Origin of the sequence: Halomonas sp. H2, from assembly GCF_050215315.1 — a bacterium.
GTDB lineage: Bacteria > Pseudomonadota > Gammaproteobacteria > Pseudomonadales > Halomonadaceae > Vreelandella.
Genome location: NZ_CP189760.1, coordinates 1,089,093 through 1,115,806, shown reverse-complemented (window position 1 = coordinate 1,115,806; position 26,714 = coordinate 1,089,093). Strand labels below are relative to the sequence as shown.

The following is a 26,714-nucleotide window of genomic DNA, read 5'->3' as shown; positions in this document are numbered from 1 at the left end:
GAGATTTCCTTGCGTCACTGGCGTTGGTATTAACGGTCTTACTGTCGTTATGAATTACCTAGCGTTCTAGACTAATAGCGTTATGGGTATTTATGCAGAGGAGTGGCGCAGCAGCCAGCGCGCCCAGAACGGGGCAATGATCATCAGCGTGACCATGCGCAGTAAATGGTGGAAGGCAACAAATACCGGATCGATGTTTAGCGCTACCGCAAGGATCGCCATTTCACCAATGCCGCCCGGTGCCAGCGCCAGCAGCGCGACATCACGCCCGACCCCAAGCAGTTGATGAATGAGCTCGGCAAACAGCACCAGTACCATCAGCGCTAGCAGCGTCGCAACTCCCGACTGCCATAAATAGCGACCCAGCAGTTTACGCGTCATACCCTGAAAACGTGAACCAATGGCACTGCCCAGTACCCATAGCATCACGTTCATCCCCCACCCTGGCAGGGCGAGGCTGGCAATATCAAAACCAGATAATAGGGCAGCTACTATCAGCGGCGCCAGTAGTGCAGAGCTGGGAATTCGTAGCCAGCGGCCGAGCGGCAATAGCAGCGGAATCAGCAACAGCATCCAGCCGTGTTCCAAACCACTATGAATAGGACCGATGCCTTCACCGCCGCCCTCGTAGGCCCAAAATAGTGGTGGCAAAAAAAGAATCACTAAAATGATGCGTAGCGACTGGGCCACCGCAATACGCTGCGGGTCGCCACCGCACTTATCACCCAGCAGAATCATCGCCGTCATCGCGCCAGGCGAGGCGCCAAACCAGGCGCTAACCGGATCAAACCCACAGCGCCGATACCAGGCAGCCGCCACGGCGGTGGAAGCCGCCACTCCCAGTAGCAACAGCACCGCCGATATCGGCCAATCCACTACGCGGTGCGCCAACTGCGGCGTCACTTGGCTACCTAGCACCATGCCCATCACCGCTAAGAAGACATTGCGCAGCGGCTCAGGCACCGAGACTTTAACACCTTGTGAAGAGGCCAGCAGATTGGCAATTAAGGGGCCCAGCATCCAGGCCAGAGGCAGCCCCGTCAGTTGAAACAGCGTACCGCCCACGGCACCTACTCCCAGCGAAATAGCAAGCGCCTTTAAACTCTCTGCACTGAAACGGTAGCCCTTCAAACTGTCCTCCCATGATCAACCTCTGGCTAAGCGCCAAGATACTTATCCTGCTAAGCGTTATGGCCAGCTTATCACTGTTACTCGTCGTTCAGGGGTGACGCCGCGCCATTCCCAGCGATAGCTGCTGATTAAAAATATTTGTTTCGACGTCTGCATCTACTATCCAGCCAGCGTATAATACCCCTCGCCATTAATGGCTAACTTTCTCAGGGCGGGGTGCAAGTCCCCACCGGTGGTGGTGCCGCAGTCAATGCGGACAAGCCCACGAGCGCTCAACCAATGGATAAAACTGGACGGTTGAGGACAGCAGATTCGGTGAGATCCCGAAGCCGACGGTAATAGTCCGGATAAAAGAGAAGGTTTCCTAGTGATATTACCTGTAGCGTTCTAGCGCGTACGGGTGCTGTGCTATTGGATGCCTCATGCCCTGGTTCTGGTAAACAATCCCCATAGGATGACCATGAATCAGACCCAACACTCCTCATCAGTTCGCGTTGCCTTTATCGAAGCATCTTGGCATCACGATATTGTCACCCAAGCCAGAGAGGCCTTCATTGCTCGACTTGCCAGCGAGCATGGCTTTTCTGCTGATCAAGTCGAGATATTCCAAGTCGCCGGGGCTTACGAAATCCCGCTACAGGCTAAACTACTCGCCAAAACTGGTCGTTACAGCGCCATTGTGGGAACTGGCTTCGTCATTGATGGAGGCATCTATCGGCATGAATTTGTTGCCCAAGCGGTCATTGAAGGCATGATGCAAGCGCAACTGGAAACCGAAATTCCCATTCTTTCTGTTGTGCTGACGCCCCATCATTTTCATGAACACAGCACGCACCATGCGTTTTTCCATGACCATTTCCGCGCCAAAGGCAAGGAAGCCGCCGAAGCGTTGGTCATGACCCTGGAAAACCATAAAAGGATTCAGGGGCTAACGTAGGCCACTGCCTAGGCTCCTCGCGTTACCATTAACGCTTGCCATAAAACGAGAGGAGCCTATTGATTGAGGCAGGCCTAGCAAGGCTGAAGTAGCAAGACTGGATTAATAGGGCTGCGGAATCTCGCCATCATCGTCATCATCGCGCATGCGTGCCTGACGTTCGGCCTCTTCCTCTTTGGCATCGTCGATGACTTCCATCAGCTCATCCACATTGGCAATGTGGGTATCGGCATCGAAGTGGCCGGTAAGCTTGCTATCTGGGTGTAGTTCGCCGGTTTCATATAGCGCCCACATTTCTCTCCCGTATTCGCTGGTGAGGAGCTCTGGTGAAAACTGGCCGAAGTAGTTGCGCATGTTATCCACATCGCGATACAGCATCGCGGCCGCGCTGTTATTACCGGCAGCGTCAACGGCCTGGGGCAGATCAATAATCACCGGGCCGGAGGCATCGACCAGCACGTTGAATTCCGACAAATCGCCGTGAATCAGGCCTGCGCAGAGCATTTTAACCACGTCCTGAATGACCTTGGCGTAGTAGCTCTCGGCCTGCTCTGGGGTAAGCGTCACTTCGTCCAAGCGCGGCGCCACGTTGCCCTCGGCGTCGCTGATCATCTCCATCAGCAGTACGCCGTCGACAAAACCGTGGGGCTCGGGCACGCGTACGCCAGCCGAGGCAAGGCGGTAGAGCGCGTCGACTTCGGCATTCAGCCACGCCTGCTCCTGCTCTTTCTGGCCGTAGCGGGTTTTCTTGGCCATCGCCCGTGAACGGCGGCTATTGCGCTCTTTACGCCCTTCTTGATACTGCACAGCCTGTTTAAAGCTGCGCTGCTTGGCCTCTTTAAACACCTTGGCGCAGCGCACTTCTTCACCACAGCGCACCACGTAGACCTGCGCCTCTTTACCGCTCATTAACTGAACCAGCACCTCGTCGATCATGCCATCATCGACCAGCGGCTGTAATCGCTTAGGGATTTTCATGGTTAGCTGCGTCGGCTCCTCTTTGGTACACGTTCAATAACGGATACGGCGAACACGGAAAGCCCGCCCTTTTAATTTATCACGCTCGAGTTTGGCCTGAGCCTGCTGGATCACATTGCGCTCAACGGCCACATAGGCACTGCGGGCGAGTACTTTGATTTTACCCACTTGATCACCGCGCAGCCCACCCTCACTGGTCAACGCGCCCAGAATATCACCCGGGCGCAGCTTATCTTTCTTGCCACCGGCTAATTGCAACGTCGCCATCGGCGGCTCAAACGGCACCGAGTGCTGGGGTTTAGGCATGGGTTCCGTTTTAATTGCCTGCTCCAGCAACCCTTCCAGCCGCTCCAACCGGTAGCTCTCTTTAGGAGTGACTAGCGTACAGGCAACGCCGCTGGCCCCGGCACGCCCGGTGCGCCCCACCCGGTGTACGTGCACATCAAGCTCGCGGGCAATTTGGTAGTTAAACACGGCGTCTAGCTGGGCGATATCCAAGCCTCGGGCGGCAACGTCCGTGGCCACCAGAATAGAGGTACTCTGGTTGGAAAACAGAACCAAGATACGGTCGCGATCTTTTTGCTCAAGATCGCCATTCAGCGCCACGGCGCTAAACCCGGCATCGGTCAGCTGCTCAGCCACTGCCTGAGTCTCGCGTTTGGTATTGCAGAACACCACGCTGGTCGCGGGCCGGTAGACCAGTAGAAGCTGGCGCAACGCGTCAAAACGCGCTTCTTCGTTGGCGACGCTGTAGAAGTGCTGCTGGATCGTGCGGGCGTCGTGGACCTCGGCGATTTTGACGGTCACCGGCTCACGCATGACGCCACGGGTCATCGCGGTCAAGCCGCCGGATGACTGCTCATCGGGAAAGGTCGCGCTGAACAGCAGCGTTTGGCGATCCTCAGGCGTTTCGGCAATGATGTCATCAATGGTTGCCTGAAAGCCCATATCCAGCATGCGATCAGCTTCATCCAGCACCAGCATGGCGAGTGAATCGAGCGTAAGCGAGCCTTTGCGTAAGTGCTCGTCGATACGCCCTGGCGTGCCCACCACAATATGCGCACCGTGCTCTAAAGAGCCGAGCTGCGGGCCAAACGGCGCGCCACCGCATAGGGTGAGTATTTTCACATTGGCCATACCGCGAGCCAAGCGGCGCAGTTCTTCAGCCACTTGGTCAGCGAGTTCTCGGGTGGGGCAAAGCACCAAGCCCTGCACCGCGAAGCTCTCCACTTTCAGCTTAGCTAGCAGTGCTAAACCAAACGCCGCCGTTTTACCCGAGCCGGTTTTCGCCTGGGCCAGCACATCGCGCCCAGCCAGCATGGGCGGCAGACTTTCCGCCTGCACCGGCGACATTTCGTGGTAGCCAAGGGTGTCTAGATTCGTCAGTAGCGCTGCTGGAAGCGCCAGAGATGCAAAAGAAGTGTCGGACACAAAAAATTCCTGAAGGGGCTATATTGCCTAGCAAAGCTATAATGTGAGGCACCATAACAGAAAGCGCCCCGGCCTGCGCCGCCATCACATCGACATCACGTCGTCAGTGGTACAAATGTAGCCTGGCTCAGCGTAGCTAAGTCTCTTGGCGAAAGCTCAATTTCAAGCCCTCTCCGCCCGGCACTCACATAGATATTGGCAAACGCCTCTGCGGAGTTATCGATAAAGGTGGCCAAGCGTCTTTTCTGCCCTAGCGGGCTCACGCCACCCAGTACGTAGCCGGTAGTACGCTCCACTTCCGTTGGCTCCGCCATGGCGGCTTTTTTGGCCCCAGCGGCTTTGGCAATCTGTTTGAGGTTTAGCTGCCCGGTGACCGGTACGATACCTACCGCTAACTGTTTACCATCCAGTTTTACCACTAAGGTTTTAAATACCTGCGATGCGGCTACGCCAAGTTTTTCTGCCGCCTCCAAACCGTAGGAGTTCGCGGCGGCATCGTGATCGTACTCATGAAGCTGAAAGGCAAACCCCGCTTGTTTTGCGCTATCAATCGCTGGTGTCATGTCGGTCTCTCACGCTAAATGCCTCAGGCAGTATGAAAACAGTAATACCCATTGATAGATTTAATAACGTGACCGAGTAAAGGAAGTCAACTGACGGGAGTGTTAAAATGAAAGCGACCTCTAAAGCACAGCAGAAAGCCGCTGGTGCGGCACTTTCAGCTAAGCGTGGCGACACCCAACCCAGCGAGCTGATAGGCGCCTCCAAAGAGATGTATGACTCAATGAGTGAGGACGAGCTAGAAGAGATGGCGGGCACCCAGCGCAAAGGCAAGCCGCAAAAGAGAGAGGATTGACGGTTCGCCTAACTATATGCCCTAGCCAGTAACCAGCGTCAGGCTGGTGACTGGACGCAGATTTAGTCGCCTACAACGCAGTTCTACGCTATCGACGATCTCTCGGGCATCGTTGAACTGCTGCTTGTCGAGCTGGATGTCGACCATCAGGAAGCTACCCACCTGAGCTAAACGAACATCATCGGCGGTGACATCAAAATCGGCGACATCCTCCACTACTTCGCGGCGCATATGACCACACGAGACACCGAACATCAGCTCACGCAGTGCTCCACGCACCATACGAATCGGCATGGGCAGAAAGTAGCCTGCAATGATCAGCACCATGACCGGGTCAGCAAAGCGTGCATAGCTGGCCCACGGCGTCTGGGTTAATGCCCAGGTGAGCGCGAAGCCGAGCATGACGGCGGCACTCAGCCAGGTATCCATCTGCCACTGGCGCAGTTCAGCCGCCAAAAGCGACGAACGCGCCACCCGGGCGTAGCGTGCCAGCCACCACCAGGTTAATAAACAGCCGGTTACGTTGACCACGCCAAACATCAGCGCCAAATCCAGCGTTACCAACCGCCCACCGTCGAGTAGGCTCCACAGCGCGGAAACCAGCGAGACGATACACACCATCGCGATCACTACGCCTTTGAGCAGCACCGCAAGCGGCTCCACCGTCAGCCGCCCAAAGGGGTAGTGATCGTCTGCAGGCTTACGCGCCTGCTGCAGGGCAAACAGCGATAACGACGCCAGCACAAGGCTCAGTAGCGAATAGCCGCTATCAAACAGGATCGTTATGGAACCGCTGGTTAGCCCTAACGCCAACCCGGTAAACGCAAACAGGCTGGCTGAAATAGCTGAAAATCTTAGCGCACGGCGCTCGGCAACAAAGGGGGTCACGCGGATAACTCCATCACATTAGACAAATTGGACGCCATAATAGTGGTGGGTCATATTAATCACCAATGTTAAATGGCGCTCTTAGCCACCCTGCGCTAGGCCCTCGCGAGCCAACTGACATATCGTTGAAATCTTTTTTATGGCAAAAATCAGCAAAGCCTTCCACGCTACTAAAAAGAGCTAAATAAGGAGACGCCAGGACACGCCACGTGAGGAACACTGGCAAGTGTCATCCAAGCGTAATACGCACCTGCCAGTGTCGAAGTTGCCGTCAACCAAGGAGTGATTCCAACGATGGTACGACTCGATAAGAAAGCCACTCGGCTGTATGTGTTGGACACCAATGTCCTGATTCATGACCCCACCGCGCTCTACCACTTCGATGAGCACGATGTCGTTATCCCCATGACCGTCCTGGAGGAACTTGATAAGCACAAAAATGGTGTACGTGAAATTGCCCGCACGGCTCGCCAAATCAGCCGTACGCTCTCCGACCTTACCAGCCAAGTCACTTTTGATGAGATCCAGCGCGGTGTTCCGATTCCCCGTATCAGTGGCGAAACAGGACGCCTGCACTTTTTATGCTACAACGATTTAAAGCTCTTTGACGCCCTCGACGATAGCCCCGATAACCGCATCCTGGCGGAGACCTGCCGCCTACGCGAAGAACGTCCCGACGCCTCGGTCATCCTGGTTACCAAAGATATCAACCTCCGCGTTAAAGCCGCCGCGCTGAAAGTGCCCGTTGAGGATTACCTCAACGACCGTGCCTTCTCCGACAGCGACGCCATGATTGAGGGCGCCCAGGTCTACGCCTCCGCCGGCCAGCATGGCGCTTCACTGTGGGAAGCGTTGAATGTTGATGTCACGGTGGAACGACTCGATCACCACACTTTCTACCAACTCACCGGCACTATGCCCCGCCACTGGCACGTGGGCATGCTGGTCTCGGATAGCGAAAACGGGGCGGAGTTCGAAGCGATCATTCGTGAACTGGGGCCCTCTTCGGCGCGTCTTCAGTTGCTGACGAACTATCGCCACCACGCAGGCGTTTGGGGCGTTCACGCCCACGATAGCCGGCAAAACTTCACTCTAAACCTACTCATGGATCCCGATATTGATCTGGTCACCATTGCGGGTAATGCCGGTACGGGTAAGACCTTTATGACCCTGGCCGCCGCCTTTCAGCAGACCCTGGATGCCAAGCTGTTTGAGCGTATTGTGTTTACCCGCGCGCCGATCCCCATGGGGGAAGACATTGGCTTTCTACCCGGCACCGAGGAGGAGAAAATGTCACCGTGGATGGGTGCCTTCCACGACAATATGGATAACCTGCTGCGCAACGAGGAGGGAGAAACCAGTTGGGATAACGGCGCAACGCGACAGTTGATTGGCTCGCGGGTGCAAATCCGTGCACCGAGCTTTATGCGTGGCCGCACCTTAAACGACACCTTTCTAATCATTGATGAGGCGCAAAACTTCACCCCCAAACAGCTTAAATCGCTGGTAACGCGGGCGGGGCGTAATACCAAAATCGTCTGCCTGGGCAATGTTGGGCAGATTGATACGCCCTATCTCACTGCCAACACCTGCGGCATGGCGGCGGTGGTGGAGCGCTTTCGCGACTGGCCACACGCAGGACACATCACGCTGAAAAGCGTTGAACGTTCGCGCTTGGCACTGGCTGCAGAAGAGCTTCTATAAACTGCATCCTCGCTTTAAACCGCATCGTTAGGCCCATCATCTCCCACCGCTATTAAAGGGTGGGAGGTTGATAGCAGGCTTATTCAGCGTCAGCGTCGTCTGCGGATATCTTCCACAGGCGTGGGCTGCCAATAGTGTCCGCGGCAAACGCCTCGCGCTCACCTAGCGGTCGAGACTCGCCGACGGTGGTATCGTTGTAGGTTTGGCGCTCCATTTCACAGTTCACTTCCGCGCCGAAAAGCACCACAAAGGCAGACAGCCAAAACCAAATCATCAGTGCCACTACCGCACCCAGCGAACCGTAAAGCTCACTAAACGTTGAAAAATAGCGCACATAGAGCGAAAGCCCACCGGAACCTAACAACCACATCACCGTCGCCAGCAGCGTGCCGTAGCTCAACCAGCTCCACTGAGCCGAACGCCGATAAGGCGCGTAGCGGTACAGCAGAGCGATTAGCATACTCATCATGAACAATAATGCCGGCCAGCGCAGCCACTGCAGTATCTGGTTCAGCGGCGGATCAATCGACAAGGCGTTGACCACCACCGGCACGATGGCGATGAACGCCAGCGAAACCAGGGTCATAAAAATCAAGCCAAAGGTCAGCGATACCAATACCGTACTGCGGTGCAACAGGCTGCGTTTTTCACTTTCGCCGTACACCACGTTAAGGCCTACCACTAACACCGCCACCCCTTTGGAAGCGACAAACATGGCAATCAATAACCCGGCTAGAGCACCCAGAAAGCTACCTGACTCCGCACTCTCAACCACCTGCTGGGCTTGCTGATCTATTAATTTAGCGGCATCCGGCGGCATAAAGCGGCTGATTTCATACAACTGCTGACCCGCCTCGTAGGGATCAAACAGCAGCCCCCAGACCGCAATGACCGCCGCGATAGTCGGAAATAGGGCCAATAACGCGTAGAAAGCCACCCCGGCGGCCAGCATGGTAATTCGGTTTCGGCGCGCGGCGCGGATCACACGCCAGGCAATATCGTGCCAGCCACGCTGAGGTATATCACCGGGTACCAGCGCGCGGCGACCGCGAGGGAGCTTACCCATAGGGAGCTTACCCATAGCACATTCCATACAGTCGTCTCATCGCTGGCCTTCCCACATTAGTAGCGCCGCAAGCAATACGGCAAGCACTATCATCAAACCACTGGCATGGTGACACCACCAGGATTTTGCAGAAGACCATCGCCCTGCTAAGTACCGCGCCCATCAGCGGCCACAGCACTTGCTTGCATCGGTCACGAAGAGGCGCTTAGCTCAGGCGAAGCCTCAGCCATTTGCCGATATCATTCACCTGCTGAGGGCAAAGCGCATGGGCCATCGGGTACTGGCGATAATTGACCGCGTAATCCATCTCTTTCAACCGGTCGGCGCCGCTGCGCCCCAGGGTTTCAGGCACAATCGGATCAAAGTTCCCGTGTTGCACTTCCACTGGGATCTGACGATTAGCTTCTGCTAGCTCAATATTGTCGGCGGTCGCGAAGTAGGTCGACATGGCTAATAAGCCACCCAGCTGCGCGGGAAAAGTAAGCGCGGCGTGGTAGGCAACCGCGCCACCTTGCGAAAAGCCCGCGACAATAATGCGCTGGCTATCGATACCCTGATTAATCTGCTCTTGGATCAGCGCCTGGATGCGCTCAGCGGATTTTTTGAGCTGACTCTCGTCAACTCGACGGCCCAAATCCATGGCGAGAATATCGTACCAAGCGGGCATTACCATGCCGCCATTAATGGTCACGGGTAAGCGCGGCGCATGGGGCATGATAAAACGCACGTGGGAATCTTTGGGCAGCGCCAGTGCGGGCACCAGCGGTTCAAAATCGTGCCCGTCCGCACCTAAGCCGTGAATAATGAACACACAGGCATCGGCGGGTTGACCATCTTTCGGTTCAATAATCAGTTCGCCAGGAGCAGTCATAACGTCGTATTCCTTATGCAAAAAGCGTCACCCTAGCGCAAACCCGCGTTAACAGCGAGCAGGAGAGCGCCTAAAGTCATCACAGCCCAATTAAAAAGGCCATACCAGGGGAATTAAAACCAGCGCTATGACACCCGTCAGTATATTTAATCCACTGCCCAGGCGTAGAAAATCGCTCACCCGGTAACCCCCTGGGCCATACACCATCAAATTGGTTTGATAGCCGATTGGGGTTAAAAAGCTCGCCGAGGCGGCAAACATGACGGCCACCACATAGGGCATCGGGCTAACGCCCAAGCTTTCCGCGGCGCTCATTACCACCGGGAAAATAATCACCGCCGCTGCGTTATTGGTGACCAGTTCGGTCAGCAGCGCCACCACGCAGTAAGTGCCTATTAGCAGCAGCAGTGGATTACCCGCCACCAGGGTCAACACCCCACCGCCGATCACCCCGGCAGCGCCGGAGCTCTGAAGCGCCGCCCCCACCCCAAAGGAGGCGGCAATAGTGAGCAGCACCTGGGTATCCAAGCCACGCTTGGCAGCGCCCACCGAACAGCAGCCGGTCAGCAACGCCAAGGCGGCTCCCAACATGGCAGCGTTGAGCATGCTCAGCACACCGAAAGCAGCGAGTAGCACCGCACCTAACAGCAGGCCCCACGCTAACGGAGCTTTTTCATGAATCGGCCGCGCCGCGCCATTGAGTTCACTAATCAGCAAAAAGTCCCGTGACTGGCGGTGCCGCTCAATAAACGGGGGCCGCGCCTCAAGCAGCAGCACATCGGCGGGCTGCAGCCGCACCTGGCCCAGATTGCCCTTAACCCGTTCGCCGCCACGGCAGATCGCCAGCACCGCTGCCCCATACAGGGTTCTAAAGTGGCCATCGCGAATACGCTGACCAATAAACTGACACTGATTAGACACCACCGCCTCGACCAAGCGACGCTCTTTAAACTCCTTCTCCAAACTGGAAATGCCATCTCGGGAGGGGATCAAACCGCGAATTTGCTGCAACTCCACTGCCGCATCAGAGGTGCCTGCAAACACCAGCCGGTCGCCGCCTTTAAGCTGCTCGCCCGGCCCCACCACGCTGACCACGTTGCCTGCGCGTTCAATCTCGACCAGAAACAGCTCCTGTAGGTGACGTAGTCCCGCCTCTTCAACGGTACGATCCACCAGCACACCTGCCGGATCGACTTCCATTTCGATAGTAAACTCGCGTGGGTTGGCAAACACATTGGCCAGCCCTTCCCTGGCAGGCAACAACCGCGGCCCGAGCAAAATAAGATAGCCCAGTCCTACGACGGCGACGGGAACACCTACCCAGGCCAAATCCAGCAGGCCCATGCCGAGTTCTGGGTAACGCTCCAGCAATAGCCCATGCACCACCAGGTTCGTGCTGGTACCAAACAGCGTGATGGTGCCACCCAGGATAGAAGCGAAGCTAAGCGGCATCAGCAGCCGTTGGGGTGACAAGCGCAGCCGACGGCTCCAGCTCATGACCGCGGGAATATAGGTAGCAACGACGGGGGTATTATTGACAAAGCCGCTAAGCGAAGCCACCGGCAGCAACAGGCGAGCCAGCGCGCCCCGCTCGCTTTTGGGCCGTTTGAGCACATAGCGAATGATCAGGTCGATGCCGCCGGTTTCGCGAATGCTGGCCACCAGCACATACATAAACGCCACGGTAAACAGGCCGCTATTGGAGAAGCCCCCTAGCGCCTGCTGGGGGTCAATCACCCCAAGCGTCATTAGCACAATAACTGCGCCCAACAAGATAATGTCCGGCCCCAGGCGTGAAAAGGCCATTAACGGGAAGATGGTGAGTACCACCCCTACCGCTATCCAAGCATCCAGCGACATAACCACGACATCCTTAACAAATAAGCATGGCGGTATTGTGAAGCTAATCTCATATTCTAAAAAGTTATTTTTAGAAACATTTAAAGATCAAAATGGAATATGGTGTGAGGTGTGAGGTGTGAGGTGTGAGGTGAACTAAGTTTAGGTTACAAAACCTAAAAAGCGAAAACCCCGCGCTCGGCGGGGTTTTCTGGTCAATCAACGCTAGGCGGTGATTGTTAACACCTCAGTAAAGGAATTAACCTTCTACTTTGATGTTAGAAGCCTGAAGGCCTTTTTTACCCTGGGTGACGTCGAAGGAAACCTTCTGGCCGTCTTGCAGGGATTTGAAGCCTTCTGCCTGAATTTCTGAGAAATGCGCGAACAGATCGTCGCCATTATCGTCAGGAGAGATGAAGCCGAAACCTTTAGTGTCGTTGAACCACTTAACGGTACCAGTTGCCATGATCGAAATCCTCGATGTTGCTAATTAAACCGGGAAATACCCGAATTGCAGTGGGTATAACAAGAGACTTTCACCAGATTTAACGCTAGAGGCGCTTCTATACTGCTGACAACGTTCGACTTGCTAACCAACTGCACGCATCTTGCGCCAAACCGCTTTGCACGTCAACACCGGCCCGAACATCACCTAGGTATGGGTTAAGACTAACAACGCTCCGCCAATATCCAGCCGGCGGCTTTCTCTGCAATCATCAGCGTGGGCGAGTTAGTATTGCCGCTGGTGATGGTCGGCATAACGCCCGCATCGGCTACCCGCAAACCGTTCACACCGCGCACTCTCAAGCGCGCATCGACCACCGCCATGGCGTCGTCATCACGGCCCATTCGCGTGGTACCCACGGGATGAAAAATAGTCGTACCAATATCACCCGCCAGGCGCGCTAGCTCATCGTCACTTTGATACTCAACGCCTGGTTTCACCTCTTCTGGCGCGTACTTGGCAAACGCGGGCTGCTCGGCGATACGCCGGGTCACGCGCAGGGAGTCCGCCGCCACCTTGCGATCTTCAGGCGTACTCAAGTAGTTAGGCGAAATCGCCGGGGCCTGGCGCGGGTCGCTGCTTTTCAGCCGCACGGTGCCCCGGCTGGTAGGGTTTAAATTGCACACGCTGGCGGTAATCGCCGGGTACGGGTGTAGCGGCTGTCCAAAGGCTTCCAGGCTTAGCGGCTGCACGTGGTACTCAATATTGGGGTGCGGCTGATCCTGCGCACTGCGGGTAAAAGCGCCCAGCTGCGAAGGTGCCATGCTCATCGGACCAGAGCGTTTAAGCAGGTACTCAAGGCCAATTCCCGCTTTACCCCACAGCGTGCTGGCTATGGCATTGAGGGTTTTGCCATTAGTAATCCGATATATCGAACGAATCTGCAGGTGATCCTGCAAGTTCTCGCCGATGCCCGGCAGCTCATGCACAACCTCAATGCCGTGCTCACGCAGCGTCTCTGCGGGGCCCACCCCGGAAAGCTGAAGTAGATGTGGCGTACCAATAGCGCCCGCAGAAAGCACCACTTCTGCACTGCCACCTTCCTTGCTTAACATCGCACGCTGGGTTTTACCTCCTCGCTCTACCTCCACACCTATGCAGCGCAATTCCTCCGCTCTCTGAAAAAGCAATCGATTGACCTGGGTGGAGTGCCATAGCGTTAGGTTGTCGCGTTTCAGCGCGGGGCGTAAAAACGCTTTGGCGGTATTCCAGCGCCAGCCCGAGCGCTGATTGACCTCAAAGTAGGCCACGCCCTCATTAGAGCCGCGGTTAAAATCGTCGGTACGCGGGATGCCCGCCTGCACGGCAGCTTCGGCGAAATCATCCAGCACCTGCCACTTAAGGCGCTGCTTTTCGATCCGCCACTCGCCACCGTGGCCGTGAAAATCCTTGTGCTGGGCGTCTGCATCGACGCCCTCGTCCAGACGGTAGTGGTCTTCATGTTTGATAAAGTCGGGTAGGCAGTTCTCCCAGCACCAGGCATCATCGCCGGTGACTTCCGCCCAGTGGTCGTAGTCCCGCGCCTGGCCGCGCATATAGATCATGCCGTTGATGCTAGAGCAGCCGCCCAGGGTTTTCCCCCGCGGGTAGAGCAGCGAACGGCCATTGAGCCCTTTATCTGGCTCGGTGCGAAATAGCCAGTCGGTGCGTGGGTTATTAATGCAGTAGAGATAGCCCACCGGAATATGGATCCAGTGATAGTTATCGCGACCGCCCGCTTCGATCAACAGCACCTTGTTGTTAGGGTTGGCGCTGAGTCGGTTAGCCAGCAGGCACCCGGCGGTGCCTGCTCCTACCACGATATAGTCGAAATTATTATTAGTTGGCGCTGGCATGCGTTGGCTCCCATAACGTTTAGGCGTTACTTCGCCGTGGGCATCACAAATTCGGCGCCTGCGTCGATGGAGTCTGACCAGCGCTGCATGATGGATTTCTGCTTGGTGTAGAAACGCACGCCCTCTTCGCCGTAGGCATGCGCATCACCAAATAGCGAGCGCTTCCAACCGCCAAAACCGTGCCACGCCATGGGTACTGGGATGGGGACATTGATGCCCACCATGCCGACCTGGATACGGCGGCCAAATTCTCGCGCCACCGTACCGCTTTCGGTGAAGCAGCTAACGCCGTTGCCAAACTCGTGGTCGTTAATCAACTGAATGGCCGTGGCGATATCCGGCACCCGCACGCAAACCAGCACCGGGCCAAAAATTTCCTCTTTGTAGATCGTCATCTCGGGGGTGACGTTGTCGAACAGCGTGCCGCCCATCCAGAAGCCTTCGGCGCAGTCGTCACCCGTTGATGAAGCATTAAAACGGCGGCCGTCGACCACCAGTTCGGCACCTTCCGCCACGCCTTTTTCGATATAGCCGGTAATCCGCTGATGAGCCTCACGGGTCACAATCGGGCCCATTTCTGCATCCAGCTGCATACCGTCTTTTACTTTCAGCGCGTTGGCACGTTCCGCTAGCGCTGGGACGACTTTATCCGCCACGTCACCAACCAGCACCGCCACGCTGATCGCCATGCAGCGCTCACCGGCAGAGCCGTAGGCGGCGCCAATCAATGCGTCAACGGCTTTATCCAAATGCGCATCCGGCATTACCACCATATGGTTTTTAGCGCCACCCAGGGCTTGAATGCGCTTGCCATTGCGCGCGCCACGCTCATAAATCAGGTTGGCAATCGGCGTGGAACCCACAAACGACAGCGCCTTAACGTGCGGGTGATCAATCAGCGCTTCCACCGAGTCTTTGTCGCCCTGAACGACGTTGAACACGCCGTCGGGAAGCCCTGCTTGTTTTAGCAGGTCGGCCATTAGCAGCGAGGCGCTGGGGTCTAGCGGGCTGGGTTTCAAAATAAACGTATTACCAGCGGCAATCGCCAGCGGAAACATCCACATCGGCACCATGGCCGGGAAATTAAATGGCGTTATACCAGCGACGACACCTAACGGCTGGCGCGTCGTCCAGTTATCGATCCCGGTGCTCACTTGCTCGGTGTAATCACCCTTCAACAACTGCGGGATACCGCAGGCGAATTCGACGATATCAATACCGCGGGCCACTTCTCCCTGGGCGTCGGTGAACACCTTGCCGTGCTCTTTGGTAATCGCTTCGGCTAGCTCGTCTTTATGGGCGTTCAACAGCTCCAAAAACTTGAACATCACCCGGGCACGACGGATGGGCGGCGTATCGGCCCAGGCAGGAAAAGCGGCTTGGGCGGCGTCTACCGCGGTATTGACGTCCGCCGGGGATGCAAGCGACACACGGCCGGTAACGCGGCCAGTGGCAGGATTGAAAACGTCCTGGGCTTGGGAAGATTCACCCGCGCTAACCTGACCATTGATAAAGTGCTGAATCGCTGTTGTTGTCATGGGAGTACCTGTTTTAAGAACGCATGTTGAGAACGTATGCAAAGAGCTTACCTGCAGCCTAGCCTACTGGGCCCAGCGAACAGATCAATTGAGTTATTTAAAAGCCAGTTATAAGATCTGCTAATAACAGCGTTTAATTTGAGGCCCTCCATGCAAGACTACGCCACCCTGCGCGCCTTCGTGGCCGTTGCTAGAACGGGCAGCGTGTCGCGCGCCGCCGAGCAATTGCACCTAACCCAGCCTGCCATTAGTCTAAAGTTGAAGCAGCTTCAGGTGAATTTAGGTCTCACGCTGTTTAGTCGGCGCCCTCAGGGCCTCGCGCTGACGGCTGACGGTCACGCGCTGTTGCCCGCCGCTGAAAAAGCGCTTGCGAGCGCCCAGGGGTTTGAACAAACCGCTGGGGCGCTGCACAGCACCCTGCGCGGCAAGCTCTCAATCGGCACCATTGTCGACCCCGAGTTTCTCCGCCTGGGCGATTTTTTAAGCCGCCTGATGGCCCGTGCGCCGCAATTAGAAACAGAATTGCAGCATGGCATGAGCGGCAGTGTGCTAAACCGCGTGGAACAGGGCGATCTCGACGTCGGTTTTTACCTGGCGCCCCCCGGTGAAGGCCCGAGGCTCGCCCCTGGAAAAGGGCATGGGCCGCTGGTTTGGCGTGAGTTAACGCACTTTGACTATCACGTGATTGCCCCTGCGGGCTGGGAAAACCGGCTTATCGATACCCGCTGGGAGCACCTAGCCACGCTGCCGTGGATTATTACGCCGCAAGATTCCGCCCACCACCGGTTATTAAAGCAGGCGCTCGCCAAGAGTGGTGCGGTGCCCAACCGAGTAGCTCAGGTGGATCAGGAAGCCTGCATGCTGGATTTAGTGCGCGCTGGCGTTGGCTTGAGCTTGGCTCGCGACGCCCTGGCCATGGCTGAACGCCAGGAGAGCGGCCTGGCCGTGGCGGATAACATTCGCCTACCCTGCGCGTTAAGCTTTATCTGGCGCCACGACAGCAACAACGAGCCGATGGTTAATGCTGCCTTGAGCACACTGGATGAAGTCTGGCCACATCGACTCGACTAGAGATGGCGGTAAGGAGATGCCTGTAAGGAAACGGAACCCCGCGCCACTAAGTGACTCGATATCCAACAATGATTCGCCACTGCCACTGGAGAGCCTTCCATGATACGTCTTGCTCTTTTGCGCCCCTTAGCGCTGTGCGTAATGGCAGCCGCTGGCCTCGCCAGTGCGCCACTGTACGCTCAGTCATCTCAAGACCAGTCACCACCAAATCAGTCATCACCAAACCAAGCCAATACAGAGGCTACGTTTGCCGGTGGCTGTTTTTGGTGCATGGAGCCACCTTACGACAATCAACCGGGCGTGAGCGCGACGATATCTGGCTATATCGGCGGCGAGCTTGAGAACCCCAGCTATGAGGATATCTCAAGAGGCGGCACGGGCCACGCGGAGGTGGTGCAAGTCGAGTACGATTCAGAGCAGATCAGCTACGTACAGTTATTAGATATTTTCTGGCGCAATATCGACCCCTTCGCGGTCGACCGTCAATTCTGTGATGTGGGCGACCAGTACCGCTCAGCCATCTTCTATCACGATGACGAGCAGCGTGAACTGGCCGAAGCCTCCAAAGCGGAAATGCAAACACGCTTTGACCGTGAGATCGCTACCGAGATATTACCAGCTACCACGTTCTGGCCCGCCGAGGAGTACCACCAGGACTATTACCAAAAGAACCCCGTACGCTATAAATTTTACCGCTTCAGCTGTGGCCGCGATGACCGCCTGGAAGAAGTTTGGGGTGAAGAAGCCGGAGGCCCCACTTTTGAGTAACCAAATCTAGGGTCACCATTGGAACTCATACGCACAACCACTGCCCCACTGTTAGCGCTACATTACGTGGTGTAACGCTAACCGGCAGCGACGGCGCAGGCCGCAAAAGAGAGTGTGCGTAAGGGCGCGAAAATCCTCTGCGGCGGTGAAAACTCTGGTTATGGTCGCGAACACGGCGGCTTCAGTATGCTTGAGTTCGTCAATGTTAAGTCGGTGATTGTCGTTCAAGAGTAATGATGTGGTTGGTGAGTCGTAAGTTGTAAATAGCGAGTGATAAAGAATACGCCGTCCTTCTGATGATCAGATGGGCGGCGTTTTTTTCAAACACGCTGAAACGTTCGACGCTGCCAAAGCTTTAGCCCAATCGCCATCACCATCCAGGTCACCAGCGCCGCGATAACATCATCCAACACAATGCCAAAACCGCCATGAACATACTCTGCCAGATGAATCGGCGGCGGCTTCAATGCATCGAAGAAACGGTAGATAACAAATGCCAGTGCCATGACTAGCGGATGGCGCGCAGCGGCTAAGCCCATTACCGCCAGTGGGAACGCCACGTACTCATCGGCCACGATACTGCCATGGTCTAACCCTGCGTAGTGCCAAGCAGCAACGTGGCAAACCGGTATCGCCAGCACCAGCAATACAGCAACGATGATGCCCTGCTGGCTAAGCGGGCGGCCCAGCAACCACCACGCTAACGGGACACCCAGCAGCGAGCCAAAAGTACCGGGCGCCACCGGCGCTAGCCCCAGCCCAAAGCCGGTGGCTAGCCAAAAATTAACCGTATCGAGCATTAACCCGCCTGCTGCGCTTGGCGCTCAAGCGCAACGGTCATCTCTTTAGGCAAATTCAGGGCACTGGCCAACTGATCAAGCCAGGCGCGCTCCATGGGGTTTTGGTCGTCAGTCACGGCCACGCTGATCAGGTACATTTCCCGCGCTGCCTGTGGGGAGTCTGCTTCCCGGGCCAGCGCCTGGGCATCCAGCGGTGCTTTTAGCTGCTGCTCGACCCAGTTATGCATCTCTTGGTCAGCCCCTAGCGCATCAATCTGCTCGGTGATTAGCGCCTGCTCCTGCTCATCAATGTGGCCATCGGCACGGGCGGCCATAATCATCGCCTGCAGCAGTTCAAGGCTGCGGCGTTCTTGTATCTCACCGCTGAGTACTTCTACCCGCTCGCCCTCTGACGCATTTTGGGCAGTATTCTGTTGCGTATCGCCAGTTTTCCCCGCCTGAGAGCTTTGCCACGCCTTCCAAGCCAGCATGCCAACGCCCGCAATGGCACCGTATTTCAGCGCTTTGCCGCCCATGCTGCGGCCGCGCTTAGAGCCCACCAACATGCCCATCGCGCCACCGCCGAGTAGGCTTTTAATATCAAAACCGCTAGAGGAACCACCGCCCTGGCTGCTCCCGCCGCCCAACTGTTTAGAGAGCCCGCTCAACATGCCTTTAACATCCATACCGCTGCCACTACCGCCCTTCTGACTGCCGCCGGCCTGCTGCATAAGCTGCTGTAAAATCTTGCTTGCGTTCATCCTTGTGCTCCTAAGAAAATATTATATTGAGTGCGCGCTTGATGATTAACTTACGTTATAGACCATGCTGCATGAATGCAGCATGAACTAACGCAACTCTAGGCATTAAAGAAGTGCGCCCTTAACTTCCACCGCGCTGCCTTGGCGGCTGGCGCGCACCTCTAAACGGAGTGGCATTTGCTCTTTGAGTTCACTGACATGGGAGATCACCCCGATCATACGGCCGCCCATTTGCAGCTCGCTGAGCATGGCAATCGCTTGATCCAGCGCATCCTGATCCAGGCTGCCAAAACCCTCATCAATAAATAGCGTATCCAGTTGAATACCGCCAGCGTACGCCTGCACCACATCTGAAAGCCCCAGCGCCAACGCCAACGCCGCCATAAACGATTCGCCCCCGGAAAGCGTCGCCACCGAGCGGTTCTTACCGGTATAGGTATCGGCTACATCAAGCTCCAGGCCTGACGCTTTGTTGCCCTTTGAAGGATCTTCCCGGCGCACCAGTTGATAACGCCCGCGGCTCATACGCACCAGCCGTTCGGAGGCTTGAATCAGCACGTCATCCAGCAGCACTCCCAATACAAAGCGCTGCAAACTGATACGATGCCCGGTGCGGCCATTGGCCACCTCGCTGAGCGTGCCCCACAGCTGGTACTGGGCCTCCAGTTCAGCCTGAGCGGTGTGGGCCGCGGCCAGCTTTTGGTGAATGCCTTTGAGCGTGGTTAGTCTTCCGTCAAGCGTTCGCCACGCCTCTAACTGGGCATTTTCTTCTGCTTGGGCGGCCGCGGTAAGCGCGGTGAGCGTCGGCAGATCCGGCGGCGTTTGCTCGGCAAGCTGAGTTTGGTAATTCTGCAGCGCTCCTTCCAGTTCAGCCAGGCGGCGTTGATAGGCTTCCACCTGTTGGGTAAGCGCCTGCCGCTGGGCATCCTCTAACTGGGCCGCCTGAAATGCCGCGTCGTCCTCAAAAGGACTTTGCTGCAGCGCTGCTTGCCACTCTGTTTGGGCCTGATTAAGCGCCTGCTCGCTGCGCGCGACCCGCTCACTGGCGCCACGTAACTGCTCTTCCCCTCGCGCCTGCTGGGTTTGGCTGTTTGACAGCGACTGCTGGGCACCCTCCCAGGCTTTTTCGAACTGCTCAATCTGGCGCTCCAACTCAGTAAGCGTTCGCTGCATCGCCTCTGGATCGCGAGCCTCTTCCGGCAGCGATTGGCTTAACTGGTCGCGCTGGCTCTCCCAGCGCAACGTATCTTCTTTGGCCTTTTCAACCGCGGGTCGCTGGGCTTTGAGCTGTTTATCTAGCACGCCCCACTCGCGGCGCAGCCCATCACGGGCGTCGGTTTGTTGGCGAATCTCTCGCTCAACGTTCTCCCGCTGCGCGACCTGGCGACGCCACTCATCGCAAGCGTTCTGTAGCGCCATTAACGGTTGGCTGGCCCACTCGCCCAACTGTTGATTAAGCCGCTGAACCTGCTCTGCGTTGTAGCTAAGCTGCTGTGTTAGCTGCTGGTGCTGCCGCTCTGCTGCTTGTAGCGTTTGGCGGGCCTGATCCTGGAGTGAGCGGGCTTGCTCAACCTGCGCCTGGGTAACCACGTCGGCACGGCTAACCGCTGGCGCTGGGTGGTCAGTGCTACCGCATACCGGGCACGGGGCATTAACTTCAAGGCTTAGCGCTAATAGAGCGGCCTGCCCATGGTGCCAGTGCATCTCCTGCTCAATCGCATGGCGCTCTGCTTGCGCCACGTCGCTTTGCTGGCGGTTGAGCGCTGCCGTTGCCTGCTGCTGATGAGAGGTTAGCTCACGCCCCTGGCGGCTAAGATCATCCAACTCTGTACGCTGAACCAGCAGGCTCTCATGGCGACTAAGCTCGGCGGGGGCGCTGGCCAGATGCTGCAGCTCTACCTGGAAGCGTTCGAGAGCCACGCCTATCGCTTCGCCCTGCTGGCGGATGGTGTCTAGCTGTGCCTCATCGTGCTTGAGGGCACCATCGGCTTGTTGCCAGGAGGATTGCGCCGTTTGAAAACGCGCTTGCAGCTCGCTTAACTGCTGCCCCTTATGGATAAACTCAGCCAACTGGCGATGCCGCTCGCGAAGCGCTGGAAGCTCCACCTGACGCTCGCGGGCTTTCTCATAAGCGTGGCGTGCTTTTTCAGCGTCAGCGCGCTGGGCAATTAACGCGGTTTCCGCTTGGCACTGCTCGACTTGGGCGGTGGTGAGCACCTGCTGCGCTTGGGCGAAAGCAGTGCTCTGCGGTCGCAGCGCCTGGGCTTGATTACTTTGCGCGATGCGCTGCTGAATGCTCTCAATTTGCCCATGCTGTTCAAGATGGCGAACCTTATCCGCCGCCAAAGCGTCACGGGCCGCAAATTGACGCTGTAGCGCCTGCGCGTCATCGCGCTGTTTTTCGGCGTCACGACGCTGCTGCTGGGCGCTGTCAAAGCGTTGCCGTGCTTCCCCGACTTGCGGTGTCAGCGCCGTTAACTCGTCACCCAGTGCGGCTTCGCTTGCAAGCTCGCCACCGGCGAGAATGCCGCTAATATGCTGACGATGGTCATTCACCGCCCGCTCGATTTGATTGGCCTGGGTACGCAGGCGCTCTTCAATACGCTGAAAAATTTGAGTTTGAAACAGCTGGGAAAAAATTACTTCGCGCTCTTTGGAGCCTGCCAGCAGCAGTTCGCGGAACTTGCCCTGGGGTAGCACCATCACCTGGCGAAACTGGTTGGCATCCAGACCGATCAGGGTTTGCAGCTCCGCGGTGGCATCGTTAACTTTGCGCGCCACCAGGCAGGTTTCCGTCTCGCCATCAGCCTTTAATCGCCATAGCTGGGCTTCAGCGTTATGGGTGGTCGTCCCTTCGCCGCGCGCCTTCGGGCGCTCCTGCTGGGGTACGCGGCGAACTCGGTAGTCAACACCACGCAGGCGGAAATCGAGCGTCACTTCCGTTAGCAGAGAAGTATCAGACTGGTCGCAGCGCATCTGCGTGGGATCGCGTTCATTGCCGGTGGTTTGGCCATATAGCGCAAAGCAAATGGCGTCTAAAATAGAACTTTTACCAGCGCCGGTGGGGCCATTGATTAAAAACAGCGGGCTTTTGCCTAGCGCGGTAAAGTCGATGGTTTGAGTGCCCGCAAAGGGGCCAAATGCCTGCATGGTGAGGGTTAACGGCGTCATCCTTGAGCCTCATCGCGCTGCAGCTGAGTAATTAACTCTGCCATGGCGCTTGCTTGTTCTTCGCTCATGGCCTCCCCACTGGTTTGATTAAAGAAGTCGCTAAACATATCCAGGGCATCAAAGCGTAGCCGCTCGCGGTCAAGCTGTTGAGTGCCACGTGCCTCCAGCATGCCGGGCTTTTCCAGGTGCAGCACGTTAGGGTAGACATCACGCAGCTTACCCATAGGATCGAGTATCGCGTGGCGGTCGGTTAAGCGTACTAGCAGGTAGTCGTCGACACTGGAGTCACTGCGCCCCTGGGTAATCAGCGCGTCAATCTCGCCTTCTAACACGCGCACTTCTCGGCTGGGTATTAGCGGGATCTGTTCGATCCGGGTGACGCCGGACGCATCGATATCCACCAGCGTGACGCTTTTACGCTGGCTGGCTTCGGAAAAGCTGTATTTGAGCAGTGAGCCGCTGTAGCGAATATGCTCGCCACCGCGGTACTGCGGGCCGTGAAGATGGCCAAGCGCTACGTAATCAAAGCCTTCCATAGGTTCCCAGGCGACGCTTTCGGCACCGCCCAGGGTGAGTGGGCGTTCAGAATCGGAGGCGCTGCCGCCATCCACGAAGCAGTGGCTCATCAATACACAGGGGCGTGTGGGGTGGCGCTGCTCACTAATGCGCTCCACCAAATAGCGGTGGGCACCGTCAAAATCGCGCACCTCAACATTAAACTGGCTGCGCACATGCTCAGGGTCGGCGTAGGCAATGCCGAACACATCGACCTCAACGCCCTTAATCGTCAGCGTTACAGGAGTGGCAAAATCGGCTAAATCAGAAAGGATATGCAGCCCGGCCTGGCGCAGGTGACGTGCGCCGAAGCGCAGCCGTTCGGCACCATCGTGGTTGCCAGAGATCATAATCACCGGCAGTTGGCGCTCCTCACAGAGCGCGTGGAGTGTTTTATCCAGCAGCGTTACCGCCGCCGAAGGGGGCACCGAGCGGTCATAGATATCTCCCGCAATCAACACCGCATCAACCGCTTCCCGGTCGACGATCTCAATAAGTTGGTCGAGCACATGGCGCTGATCATCCAGCAACGAAAGGTTGTGGAATAGCCGTCCCAGGTGCCAATCGGCGGTGTGCAGTAGACGCATAACAAGCTCAGCAAAAATAGTGTAGCGGCATGATAACAACCCGATACTCTATCTACCCACAAAACTCCACCTAACCTACCTAAACGACCAACAACTAGCCCCGCTCAATGGCGGGGCTAGTCCTTGTTCAACAAACTCTAGGTTCAACAAGCTCTAGGTTCAACAAGCTCTAGGCTCAACAGTCTCTAGCGACGGAAGGCGTCAGGGTAGCTGGTGAGATCAACCCCCCACATGATGGGCAAGAGGAAATAAACCGCCGCCACAATCAGCAACATAGCTATGATGTTGATCCAGAAGCCGGTGCGCACCATCTCGATAATTTTCAGTTTGCCAGTGGCGAAGATGATTGCGTTGGGCGGGGTACCTACTGGCAGCATAAAAGCACAGTTGGCGGCCATGGCGGCGGGCACCATCAGCACGAAGGGGTGGATATCCAGCGCCAGCGCCAGCGACGCCAACACCGGCAGAATCATGGTGGCCGTGGCGGTATTCGAGGTGATTTCGGTCAAGAACAGCACCATGCCGGTCGCCAGCAGGATCACCAGCAAGAAGTTGGCGCCTTCCAGCACGCTCATTTGCCCACCGATCCACTCCGCCAGGCCGGAAGAACCGAAGCCTGCGGCAATCGCCAAACCACCCCCGAACAGCAGTAGAATGCCCCAGGGTACGTCTGCCGCCACGTCCCAACCCAGCAGGCAGCCACCTTTGTTTTTGGAGGGAATCAAAAACAGCATCAGCGCAGCGACAATCGCGATCATGGTGTCATTGATACCAGGGATATTGATGATCTGGCCCTGCCACAAGAACGAGCGGGTGATCCACATAAAAGCAGCGAACAAAAACACCGCCAGCACCGCTTTCTCTTCGAAGCTGGTGTTACCCAACGCCGCTTTTTCTTTGTTAATGAGCTTTCGGCCACCCGGTAGGTGACTAAAGTTAATGCGGAAAAATACCCGCGTAAGTAGCAGCCAGGCGATAAAAAGCAGCACACACACAATGGGAAAAGCAAACATGAGCCAACCGGCAAAGGAGATCTCGATGCCAAACAGCTCATTCACGATGGCGGCGAGAATGATATTCGGAGGGGTACCAATTAGCGTGCCCAGCCCCCCAATGGTACCGCCGTAGCCGATACCAAAAATCAGCGCTTTGCTGAACTTATCGATTTCGGCGCTATGGTCACCGTCACTTTTCGCCAGCTCTTGGCTAACCTGGTAGACGATAGCGGTACCAATCGGCAGCATCATCATGACCGACGCGGTGTTGGAGACCCACATCGACAAAAAGCCGGTCGCGGTCATAAAACCTAAGACGATGCTATTAATACTGGTACCCAGCACGGCAATAATCGACAGCGCAATACGCTTGTGGAGATCCCATCGCTCCATTGCCAGGGCGATCATAAAACCGCCCAGAAACAGGAAAATAATCGGGTTACCGTAGGCGGCCGTGACGGCACTGCCATCCAACGCGCCGGTAATCGGTAAAAGCACAATGGGCAGCAACGAGGTCGCGGGAATAGGTATAGCTTCGGTGATCCACCATACGGCCACCCACAGAGTGGTGGCGAGCACCATGCGCCCTTCAAAGCTTAAGTCTTCAGGGTGAAAGAACATCACCACAAAAGCGAACAGCAGCGGGCCAAGCAACAGGCCAATCTTCTGCGGCGTAGTGTAGGCAGGCGGCTTAGGTTGAGGGGAAGGATTGCGCTTGGTGTTGGAAGCCGCGGCGTTAGCAGCCCCACCCGTTGGCAGCGCGCACATCAATAAGTTTTTGGCTTGGTAGTGGGAGTGCCATAGCTGGTTCCACACCGTCGACAGGGCAGTTGTATGCATATAGTTAGCGGCCACTTATTTGGTCAGGGTTTTTAAAAAAAAGAAGACAAAGTTAGACTCCCGGCAAAGGAGCCACCCTAAGCAAAACGCCGAGCCTCCTTTGGCGCCCTTTATTAACTGCAATAGGTAATTAGTCCAGTGATTTGCCAACGATTACAACTAAAGTCTAACAACTTTAGTTGTAATTGTTGGCAAACGCTCACCATGACAGAAACGTATGAACAACCTAATTAGCCCTCAAATATAGCCATCTCATCGACTAAACGAATCAGCGTAACGGAGGTAGGTCGTAGCTGATAGAATACCGCCCCTTTCAGGCACGTTAGCGGCCAAGCGCCGCCACGCCACCACCTTTTACTACCTGAGAGTTGCGCAATGATCGCCACCGCCCGCACCGTTTTCCGGCCACTTATACGGCTGGGCCTTATCCCGCAGATTTTAATCGGTATCGTTGCCGGGGTAGTGCTCGCCTTGTTTGCGCCGGGCATTGCAAGCGACGTGGCGCTGCTTGGCCAGTTGTTTATCGCTGCCTTACAAGCGGTAGCCCCCATTTTGGTGTTTGTACTGGTGGCGGCAGCGATTTCAGCTCACCAAAAAGGCCAGCCAACCCACATTCGACCCGTGCTAGTGCTGTACGTAGTGGGTACGCTGATCGCTGCGTTAATCGCCGTGGCGGCCAGCTTTTTATTTCCCACCGAACTCTCATTGAATGCAGGCCAAGTTGACGGCAACCCGCCCGGGGATATTTTTAGCGTTCTGCGTGATCTGCTGTTAAACGCGGTGGCCAACCCGGTTAGCGCGCTGATAGAGGCTAACTTTATCGCTATCCTGGCCTGGGCCATCGGCCTGGGTTTGGCGCTGCGCCAAGCCAGCGACACCACCCGCCAAGCGTTAAGCGACTTATCCGCGGCGGTCACCCGCATTGTCACACTGGTGATTCGTTTGGCGCCGCTGGGTATCTTTGGTTTGGTGGCAGGCACGCTGGCAGAATCTGGCGTTGCGGCGCTACTGAATTATGCCCAATTACTGGGCGTGATTGTGGGCTGCATGCTGTTTGTGGCGCTAGTGAGTAATCCACTGCTGGTCTACTTAACTACGCGGCAAAACCCTTATCCGCTGGTGTTTACGTGCCTGCGCGGCAGCGCGATTACCGCCTTTTTCACCCGCAGCTCGGCAGCGAATATCCCGGTCAACCTGGAACTGTGCCGCCACCTAAAGCTCGACCCTGATACCTACTCGATTTCCATTCCACTGGGCGCGACGATTAATATGTGCGGCGCTGCCATCACTATTACGGTCATCACCCTGGCCACTACGCATACGCTGGGTATTAGCGTTGATTTTCCCACGGCGCTGCTGTTGTGCGTGGTGTCAGCGCTGGCGGCCTGCGGTGTTTCCGGCGTGGCGGGCGGCTCGCTCATGCTGATCCCCATGGCCGCTAACCTGTTCGGCATTCCCACGGAAGTGGCTATGCAGGCGGTGGCGATTGGCTTTGTGATCAGCGTGGTGCAAGACTCCACCGAAACCGCACTTAACTCTTCTACCGATGTGCTGTTCACCGCCGCAGCCTGTCAGGCGCAAGAAAGGGAACGCGCTTAACCGTTCACC

22 protein-coding genes and 1 riboswitch are annotated in these 26,714 nt (G+C 56.5%); of the genes, 6 read left to right on the top strand and 16 right to left on the bottom strand.

The window, feature by feature from the left end; all coding sequences use genetic code 11:
- Nucleotides 1-90: 90 nt before the first annotated feature.
- Nucleotides 91-1,131, bottom strand: a complete 1,041-nt coding sequence (locus tag ACQE2I_RS05035) for an AbrB family transcriptional regulator (protein WP_427030373.1) — start codon at nt 1,129-1,131, stop codon at nt 91-93.
- 198 nt (nt 1,132-1,329) lie between these two features.
- Nucleotides 1,330-1,494: riboswitch (FMN riboswitch) on the top strand.
- Nucleotides 1,495-1,591: 97 nt separating this feature from the next.
- On the opposite strand from ACQE2I_RS05035, the gene ACQE2I_RS05030 reads away from it, so the two are divergent.
- Entirely contained in the window at nt 1,592-2,068 is a 477-nt protein-coding gene (locus ACQE2I_RS05030) for a 6,7-dimethyl-8-ribityllumazine synthase (protein ID WP_427030371.1), read from the top strand.
- A gap of 102 nt (nt 2,069-2,170) precedes the next feature.
- On the opposite strand, the gene ACQE2I_RS05025 is transcribed toward ACQE2I_RS05030, so the two are convergent.
- The 3 genes from ACQE2I_RS05025 to ybaK form a co-directional block, all read right to left on the bottom strand.
- Complete coding sequence (locus tag ACQE2I_RS05025) at nt 2,171-3,046, bottom strand: PA4780 family RIO1-like protein kinase (RefSeq protein ID WP_427030369.1); 876 nt, start codon at nt 3,044-3,046, stop codon at nt 2,171-2,173.
- Between the two features lie 33 nt (nt 3,047-3,079).
- Nucleotides 3,080-4,477, bottom strand: coding sequence for an ATP-dependent RNA helicase DbpA (gene dbpA / locus ACQE2I_RS05020; protein WP_427030368.1), 1,398 nt, complete (start codon nt 4,475-4,477; stop codon nt 3,080-3,082).
- A 95-nt stretch (nt 4,478-4,572) separates the two neighbouring features.
- On the bottom strand, nt 4,573-5,040 hold the full coding sequence (gene ybaK / locus ACQE2I_RS05015; protein ID WP_427030367.1) for a Cys-tRNA(Pro) deacylase: 468 nt from the start codon (nt 5,038-5,040) through the stop codon (nt 4,573-4,575).
- Between the two features lie 107 nt (nt 5,041-5,147).
- Here ybaK and ACQE2I_RS05010 point away from each other — a divergent pair, with 107 nt between their 5' ends.
- A complete protein-coding gene (locus ACQE2I_RS05010; RefSeq protein WP_427030366.1) occupies nt 5,148-5,333 on the top strand; it encodes a DUF3008 family protein in 186 nt (61 codons plus the stop codon).
- 21 nt (nt 5,334-5,354) lie between these two features.
- On the opposite strand, the gene ACQE2I_RS05005 is transcribed toward ACQE2I_RS05010, so the two are convergent.
- Nucleotides 5,355-6,221, bottom strand: coding sequence for a cation diffusion facilitator family transporter (locus ACQE2I_RS05005; protein WP_427030365.1), 867 nt, complete (start codon nt 6,219-6,221; stop codon nt 5,355-5,357).
- 294 nt (nt 6,222-6,515) lie between these two features.
- On the opposite strand from ACQE2I_RS05005, the gene ACQE2I_RS05000 reads away from it, so the two are divergent.
- Complete coding sequence (locus ACQE2I_RS05000) at nt 6,516-7,925, top strand: PhoH family protein (RefSeq protein WP_427030364.1); 1,410 nt, start codon at nt 6,516-6,518, stop codon at nt 7,923-7,925.
- A 79-nt stretch (nt 7,926-8,004) separates the two neighbouring features.
- Here ACQE2I_RS05000 and ACQE2I_RS04995 read toward each other — a convergent pair whose 3' ends face one another.
- From ACQE2I_RS04995 to ACQE2I_RS04970, 6 genes are all read right to left on the bottom strand, one after another.
- Nucleotides 8,005-9,006 carry a YihY/virulence factor BrkB family protein gene (locus tag ACQE2I_RS04995; RefSeq protein WP_427030363.1) on the bottom strand — a complete coding sequence of 334 codons (1,002 nt, stop codon included), beginning with the start codon at nt 9,004-9,006 and terminating at the stop codon, nt 8,005-8,007.
- Nucleotides 9,007-9,196: 190 nt separating this feature from the next.
- Nucleotides 9,197-9,862, bottom strand: a complete 666-nt coding sequence (locus ACQE2I_RS04990; protein ID WP_427030362.1) for an alpha/beta hydrolase — start codon at nt 9,860-9,862, stop codon at nt 9,197-9,199.
- A 90-nt stretch (nt 9,863-9,952) separates the two neighbouring features.
- Nucleotides 9,953-11,722, bottom strand: a complete 1,770-nt coding sequence (locus ACQE2I_RS04985) for an SLC13 family permease (RefSeq protein WP_427030360.1) — start codon at nt 11,720-11,722, stop codon at nt 9,953-9,955.
- Nucleotides 11,723-11,960: 238 nt separating this feature from the next.
- Nucleotides 11,961-12,167 carry a cold-shock protein gene (locus ACQE2I_RS04980; protein ID WP_022522448.1) on the bottom strand — a complete coding sequence of 69 codons (207 nt, stop codon included), beginning with the start codon at nt 12,165-12,167 and terminating at the stop codon, nt 11,961-11,963.
- Between the two features lie 203 nt (nt 12,168-12,370).
- Nucleotides 12,371-14,041, bottom strand: coding sequence for a GMC family oxidoreductase (locus tag ACQE2I_RS04975; protein WP_427030358.1), 1,671 nt, complete (start codon nt 14,039-14,041; stop codon nt 12,371-12,373).
- A gap of 26 nt (nt 14,042-14,067) precedes the next feature.
- Complete coding sequence (locus ACQE2I_RS04970; RefSeq protein ID WP_427030357.1) at nt 14,068-15,579, bottom strand: CoA-acylating methylmalonate-semialdehyde dehydrogenase; 1,512 nt, start codon at nt 15,577-15,579, stop codon at nt 14,068-14,070.
- A 150-nt stretch (nt 15,580-15,729) separates the two neighbouring features.
- Between ACQE2I_RS04970 and ACQE2I_RS04965 the strand changes: the two genes are divergently transcribed.
- Both ACQE2I_RS04965 and msrA read left to right on the top strand, forming a co-directional pair.
- Nucleotides 15,730-16,650, top strand: coding sequence for a LysR family transcriptional regulator (locus tag ACQE2I_RS04965; RefSeq protein WP_427030356.1), 921 nt, complete (start codon nt 15,730-15,732; stop codon nt 16,648-16,650).
- 99 nt (nt 16,651-16,749) lie between these two features.
- Nucleotides 16,750-17,418: a peptide-methionine (S)-S-oxide reductase MsrA gene (msrA, locus tag ACQE2I_RS04960; RefSeq protein ID WP_427030354.1), complete on the top strand. Its 669-nt coding sequence runs from the start codon at nt 16,750-16,752 to the stop codon at nt 17,416-17,418.
- A gap of 320 nt (nt 17,419-17,738) precedes the next feature.
- Here msrA and ACQE2I_RS04955 read toward each other — a convergent pair whose 3' ends face one another.
- The 5 genes from ACQE2I_RS04955 to ACQE2I_RS04935 all read right to left on the bottom strand — a co-directional run bounded on the left by ACQE2I_RS04955 (nt 17,739) and on the right by ACQE2I_RS04935 (nt 25,106).
- Complete coding sequence (locus ACQE2I_RS04955; RefSeq protein WP_427030353.1) at nt 17,739-18,218, bottom strand: phosphatidylglycerophosphatase A family protein; 480 nt, start codon at nt 18,216-18,218, stop codon at nt 17,739-17,741.
- The gene (locus ACQE2I_RS04950; protein WP_427030352.1) at nt 18,218-18,958 is read right to left on the bottom strand and encodes a tellurite resistance TerB family protein; all 741 of its coding nucleotides are present in this window, start codon (nt 18,956-18,958) and stop codon (nt 18,218-18,220) included. The genes ACQE2I_RS04955 and ACQE2I_RS04950 overlap by 1 nt, the downstream gene beginning before the upstream one ends.
- Before the next feature lie 105 nt (nt 18,959-19,063).
- Entirely contained in the window at nt 19,064-22,129 is a 3,066-nt protein-coding gene (locus ACQE2I_RS04945) for an AAA family ATPase (protein WP_427030351.1), read from the bottom strand.
- Nucleotides 22,126-23,271, bottom strand: coding sequence for an exonuclease SbcCD subunit D (locus ACQE2I_RS04940; protein ID WP_427030350.1), 1,146 nt, complete (start codon nt 23,269-23,271; stop codon nt 22,126-22,128). The genes ACQE2I_RS04945 and ACQE2I_RS04940 overlap by 4 nt, the downstream gene beginning before the upstream one ends.
- Before the next feature lie 185 nt (nt 23,272-23,456).
- The gene (locus tag ACQE2I_RS04935; RefSeq protein ID WP_427030349.1) at nt 23,457-25,106 is read right to left on the bottom strand and encodes a DASS family sodium-coupled anion symporter; all 1,650 of its coding nucleotides are present in this window, start codon (nt 25,104-25,106) and stop codon (nt 23,457-23,459) included.
- Between the two features lie 375 nt (nt 25,107-25,481).
- Between ACQE2I_RS04935 and sstT the strand changes: the two genes are divergently transcribed.
- Nucleotides 25,482-26,705 (top strand): serine/threonine transporter SstT, encoded by a 1,224-nt coding sequence (gene sstT / locus ACQE2I_RS04930; RefSeq protein ID WP_427030348.1) that lies wholly within the window; start codon nt 25,482-25,484, stop codon nt 26,703-26,705.
- Nucleotides 26,706-26,714: the final 9 nt, after the last annotated feature.

Excerpts from the sequence above, each read along its gene's own strand:
- ACQE2I_RS04985 (WP_427030360.1), bottom strand. The coding sequence starts at position 11,722 with ATGTCGCTGGATGCTTGGATAGCGGTAGGGGTGGTACTCACCATCTTC.
- ACQE2I_RS04980 (WP_022522448.1), bottom strand. The coding sequence starts at position 12,167 with ATGGCAACTGGTACCGTTAAGTGGTTCAACGACACTAAAGGTTTCGGC.
- ACQE2I_RS04995 (WP_427030363.1), bottom strand. The coding sequence starts at position 9,006 with ATGGGTAAGCTCCCTATGGGTAAGCTCCCTCGCGGTCGCCGCGCGCTG.
- ACQE2I_RS04940 (WP_427030350.1), bottom strand. The coding sequence starts at position 23,271 with ATGCGTCTACTGCACACCGCCGATTGGCACCTGGGACGGCTATTCCAC.
- ACQE2I_RS05030 (WP_427030371.1), top strand. The coding sequence starts at position 1,592 with ATGAATCAGACCCAACACTCCTCATCAGTTCGCGTTGCCTTTATCGAA.
- sstT (WP_427030348.1), top strand. The coding sequence starts at position 25,482 with ATGATCGCCACCGCCCGCACCGTTTTCCGGCCACTTATACGGCTGGGC.
- ACQE2I_RS04990 (WP_427030362.1), bottom strand. The coding sequence starts at position 9,862 with ATGACTGCTCCTGGCGAACTGATTATTGAACCGAAAGATGGTCAACCC.
- ACQE2I_RS04935 (WP_427030349.1), bottom strand. The coding sequence starts at position 25,106 with ATGCATACAACTGCCCTGTCGACGGTGTGGAACCAGCTATGGCACTCC.
- ACQE2I_RS05025 (WP_427030369.1), bottom strand. The coding sequence starts at position 3,046 with ATGAAAATCCCTAAGCGATTACAGCCGCTGGTCGATGATGGCATGATC.
- msrA (WP_427030354.1), top strand. The coding sequence starts at position 16,750 with ATGATACGTCTTGCTCTTTTGCGCCCCTTAGCGCTGTGCGTAATGGCA.
- ACQE2I_RS04975 (WP_427030358.1), bottom strand. The coding sequence starts at position 14,041 with ATGCCAGCGCCAACTAATAATAATTTCGACTATATCGTGGTAGGAGCA.
- ACQE2I_RS04945 (WP_427030351.1), bottom strand. The coding sequence starts at position 22,129 with ATGACGCCGTTAACCCTCACCATGCAGGCATTTGGCCCCTTTGCGGGC.
- ACQE2I_RS05000 (WP_427030364.1), top strand. The coding sequence starts at position 6,516 with ATGGTACGACTCGATAAGAAAGCCACTCGGCTGTATGTGTTGGACACC.
- ACQE2I_RS05010 (WP_427030366.1), top strand. The coding sequence starts at position 5,148 with ATGAAAGCGACCTCTAAAGCACAGCAGAAAGCCGCTGGTGCGGCACTT.
- ACQE2I_RS04970 (WP_427030357.1), bottom strand. The coding sequence starts at position 15,579 with ATGACAACAACAGCGATTCAGCACTTTATCAATGGTCAGGTTAGCGCG.
- ACQE2I_RS04950 (WP_427030352.1), bottom strand. The coding sequence starts at position 18,958 with ATGAACGCAAGCAAGATTTTACAGCAGCTTATGCAGCAGGCCGGCGGC.
- ACQE2I_RS04965 (WP_427030356.1), top strand. The coding sequence starts at position 15,730 with ATGCAAGACTACGCCACCCTGCGCGCCTTCGTGGCCGTTGCTAGAACG.
- ybaK (WP_427030367.1), bottom strand. The coding sequence starts at position 5,040 with ATGACACCAGCGATTGATAGCGCAAAACAAGCGGGGTTTGCCTTTCAG.
- ACQE2I_RS04955 (WP_427030353.1), bottom strand. The coding sequence starts at position 18,218 with ATGCTCGATACGGTTAATTTTTGGCTAGCCACCGGCTTTGGGCTGGGG.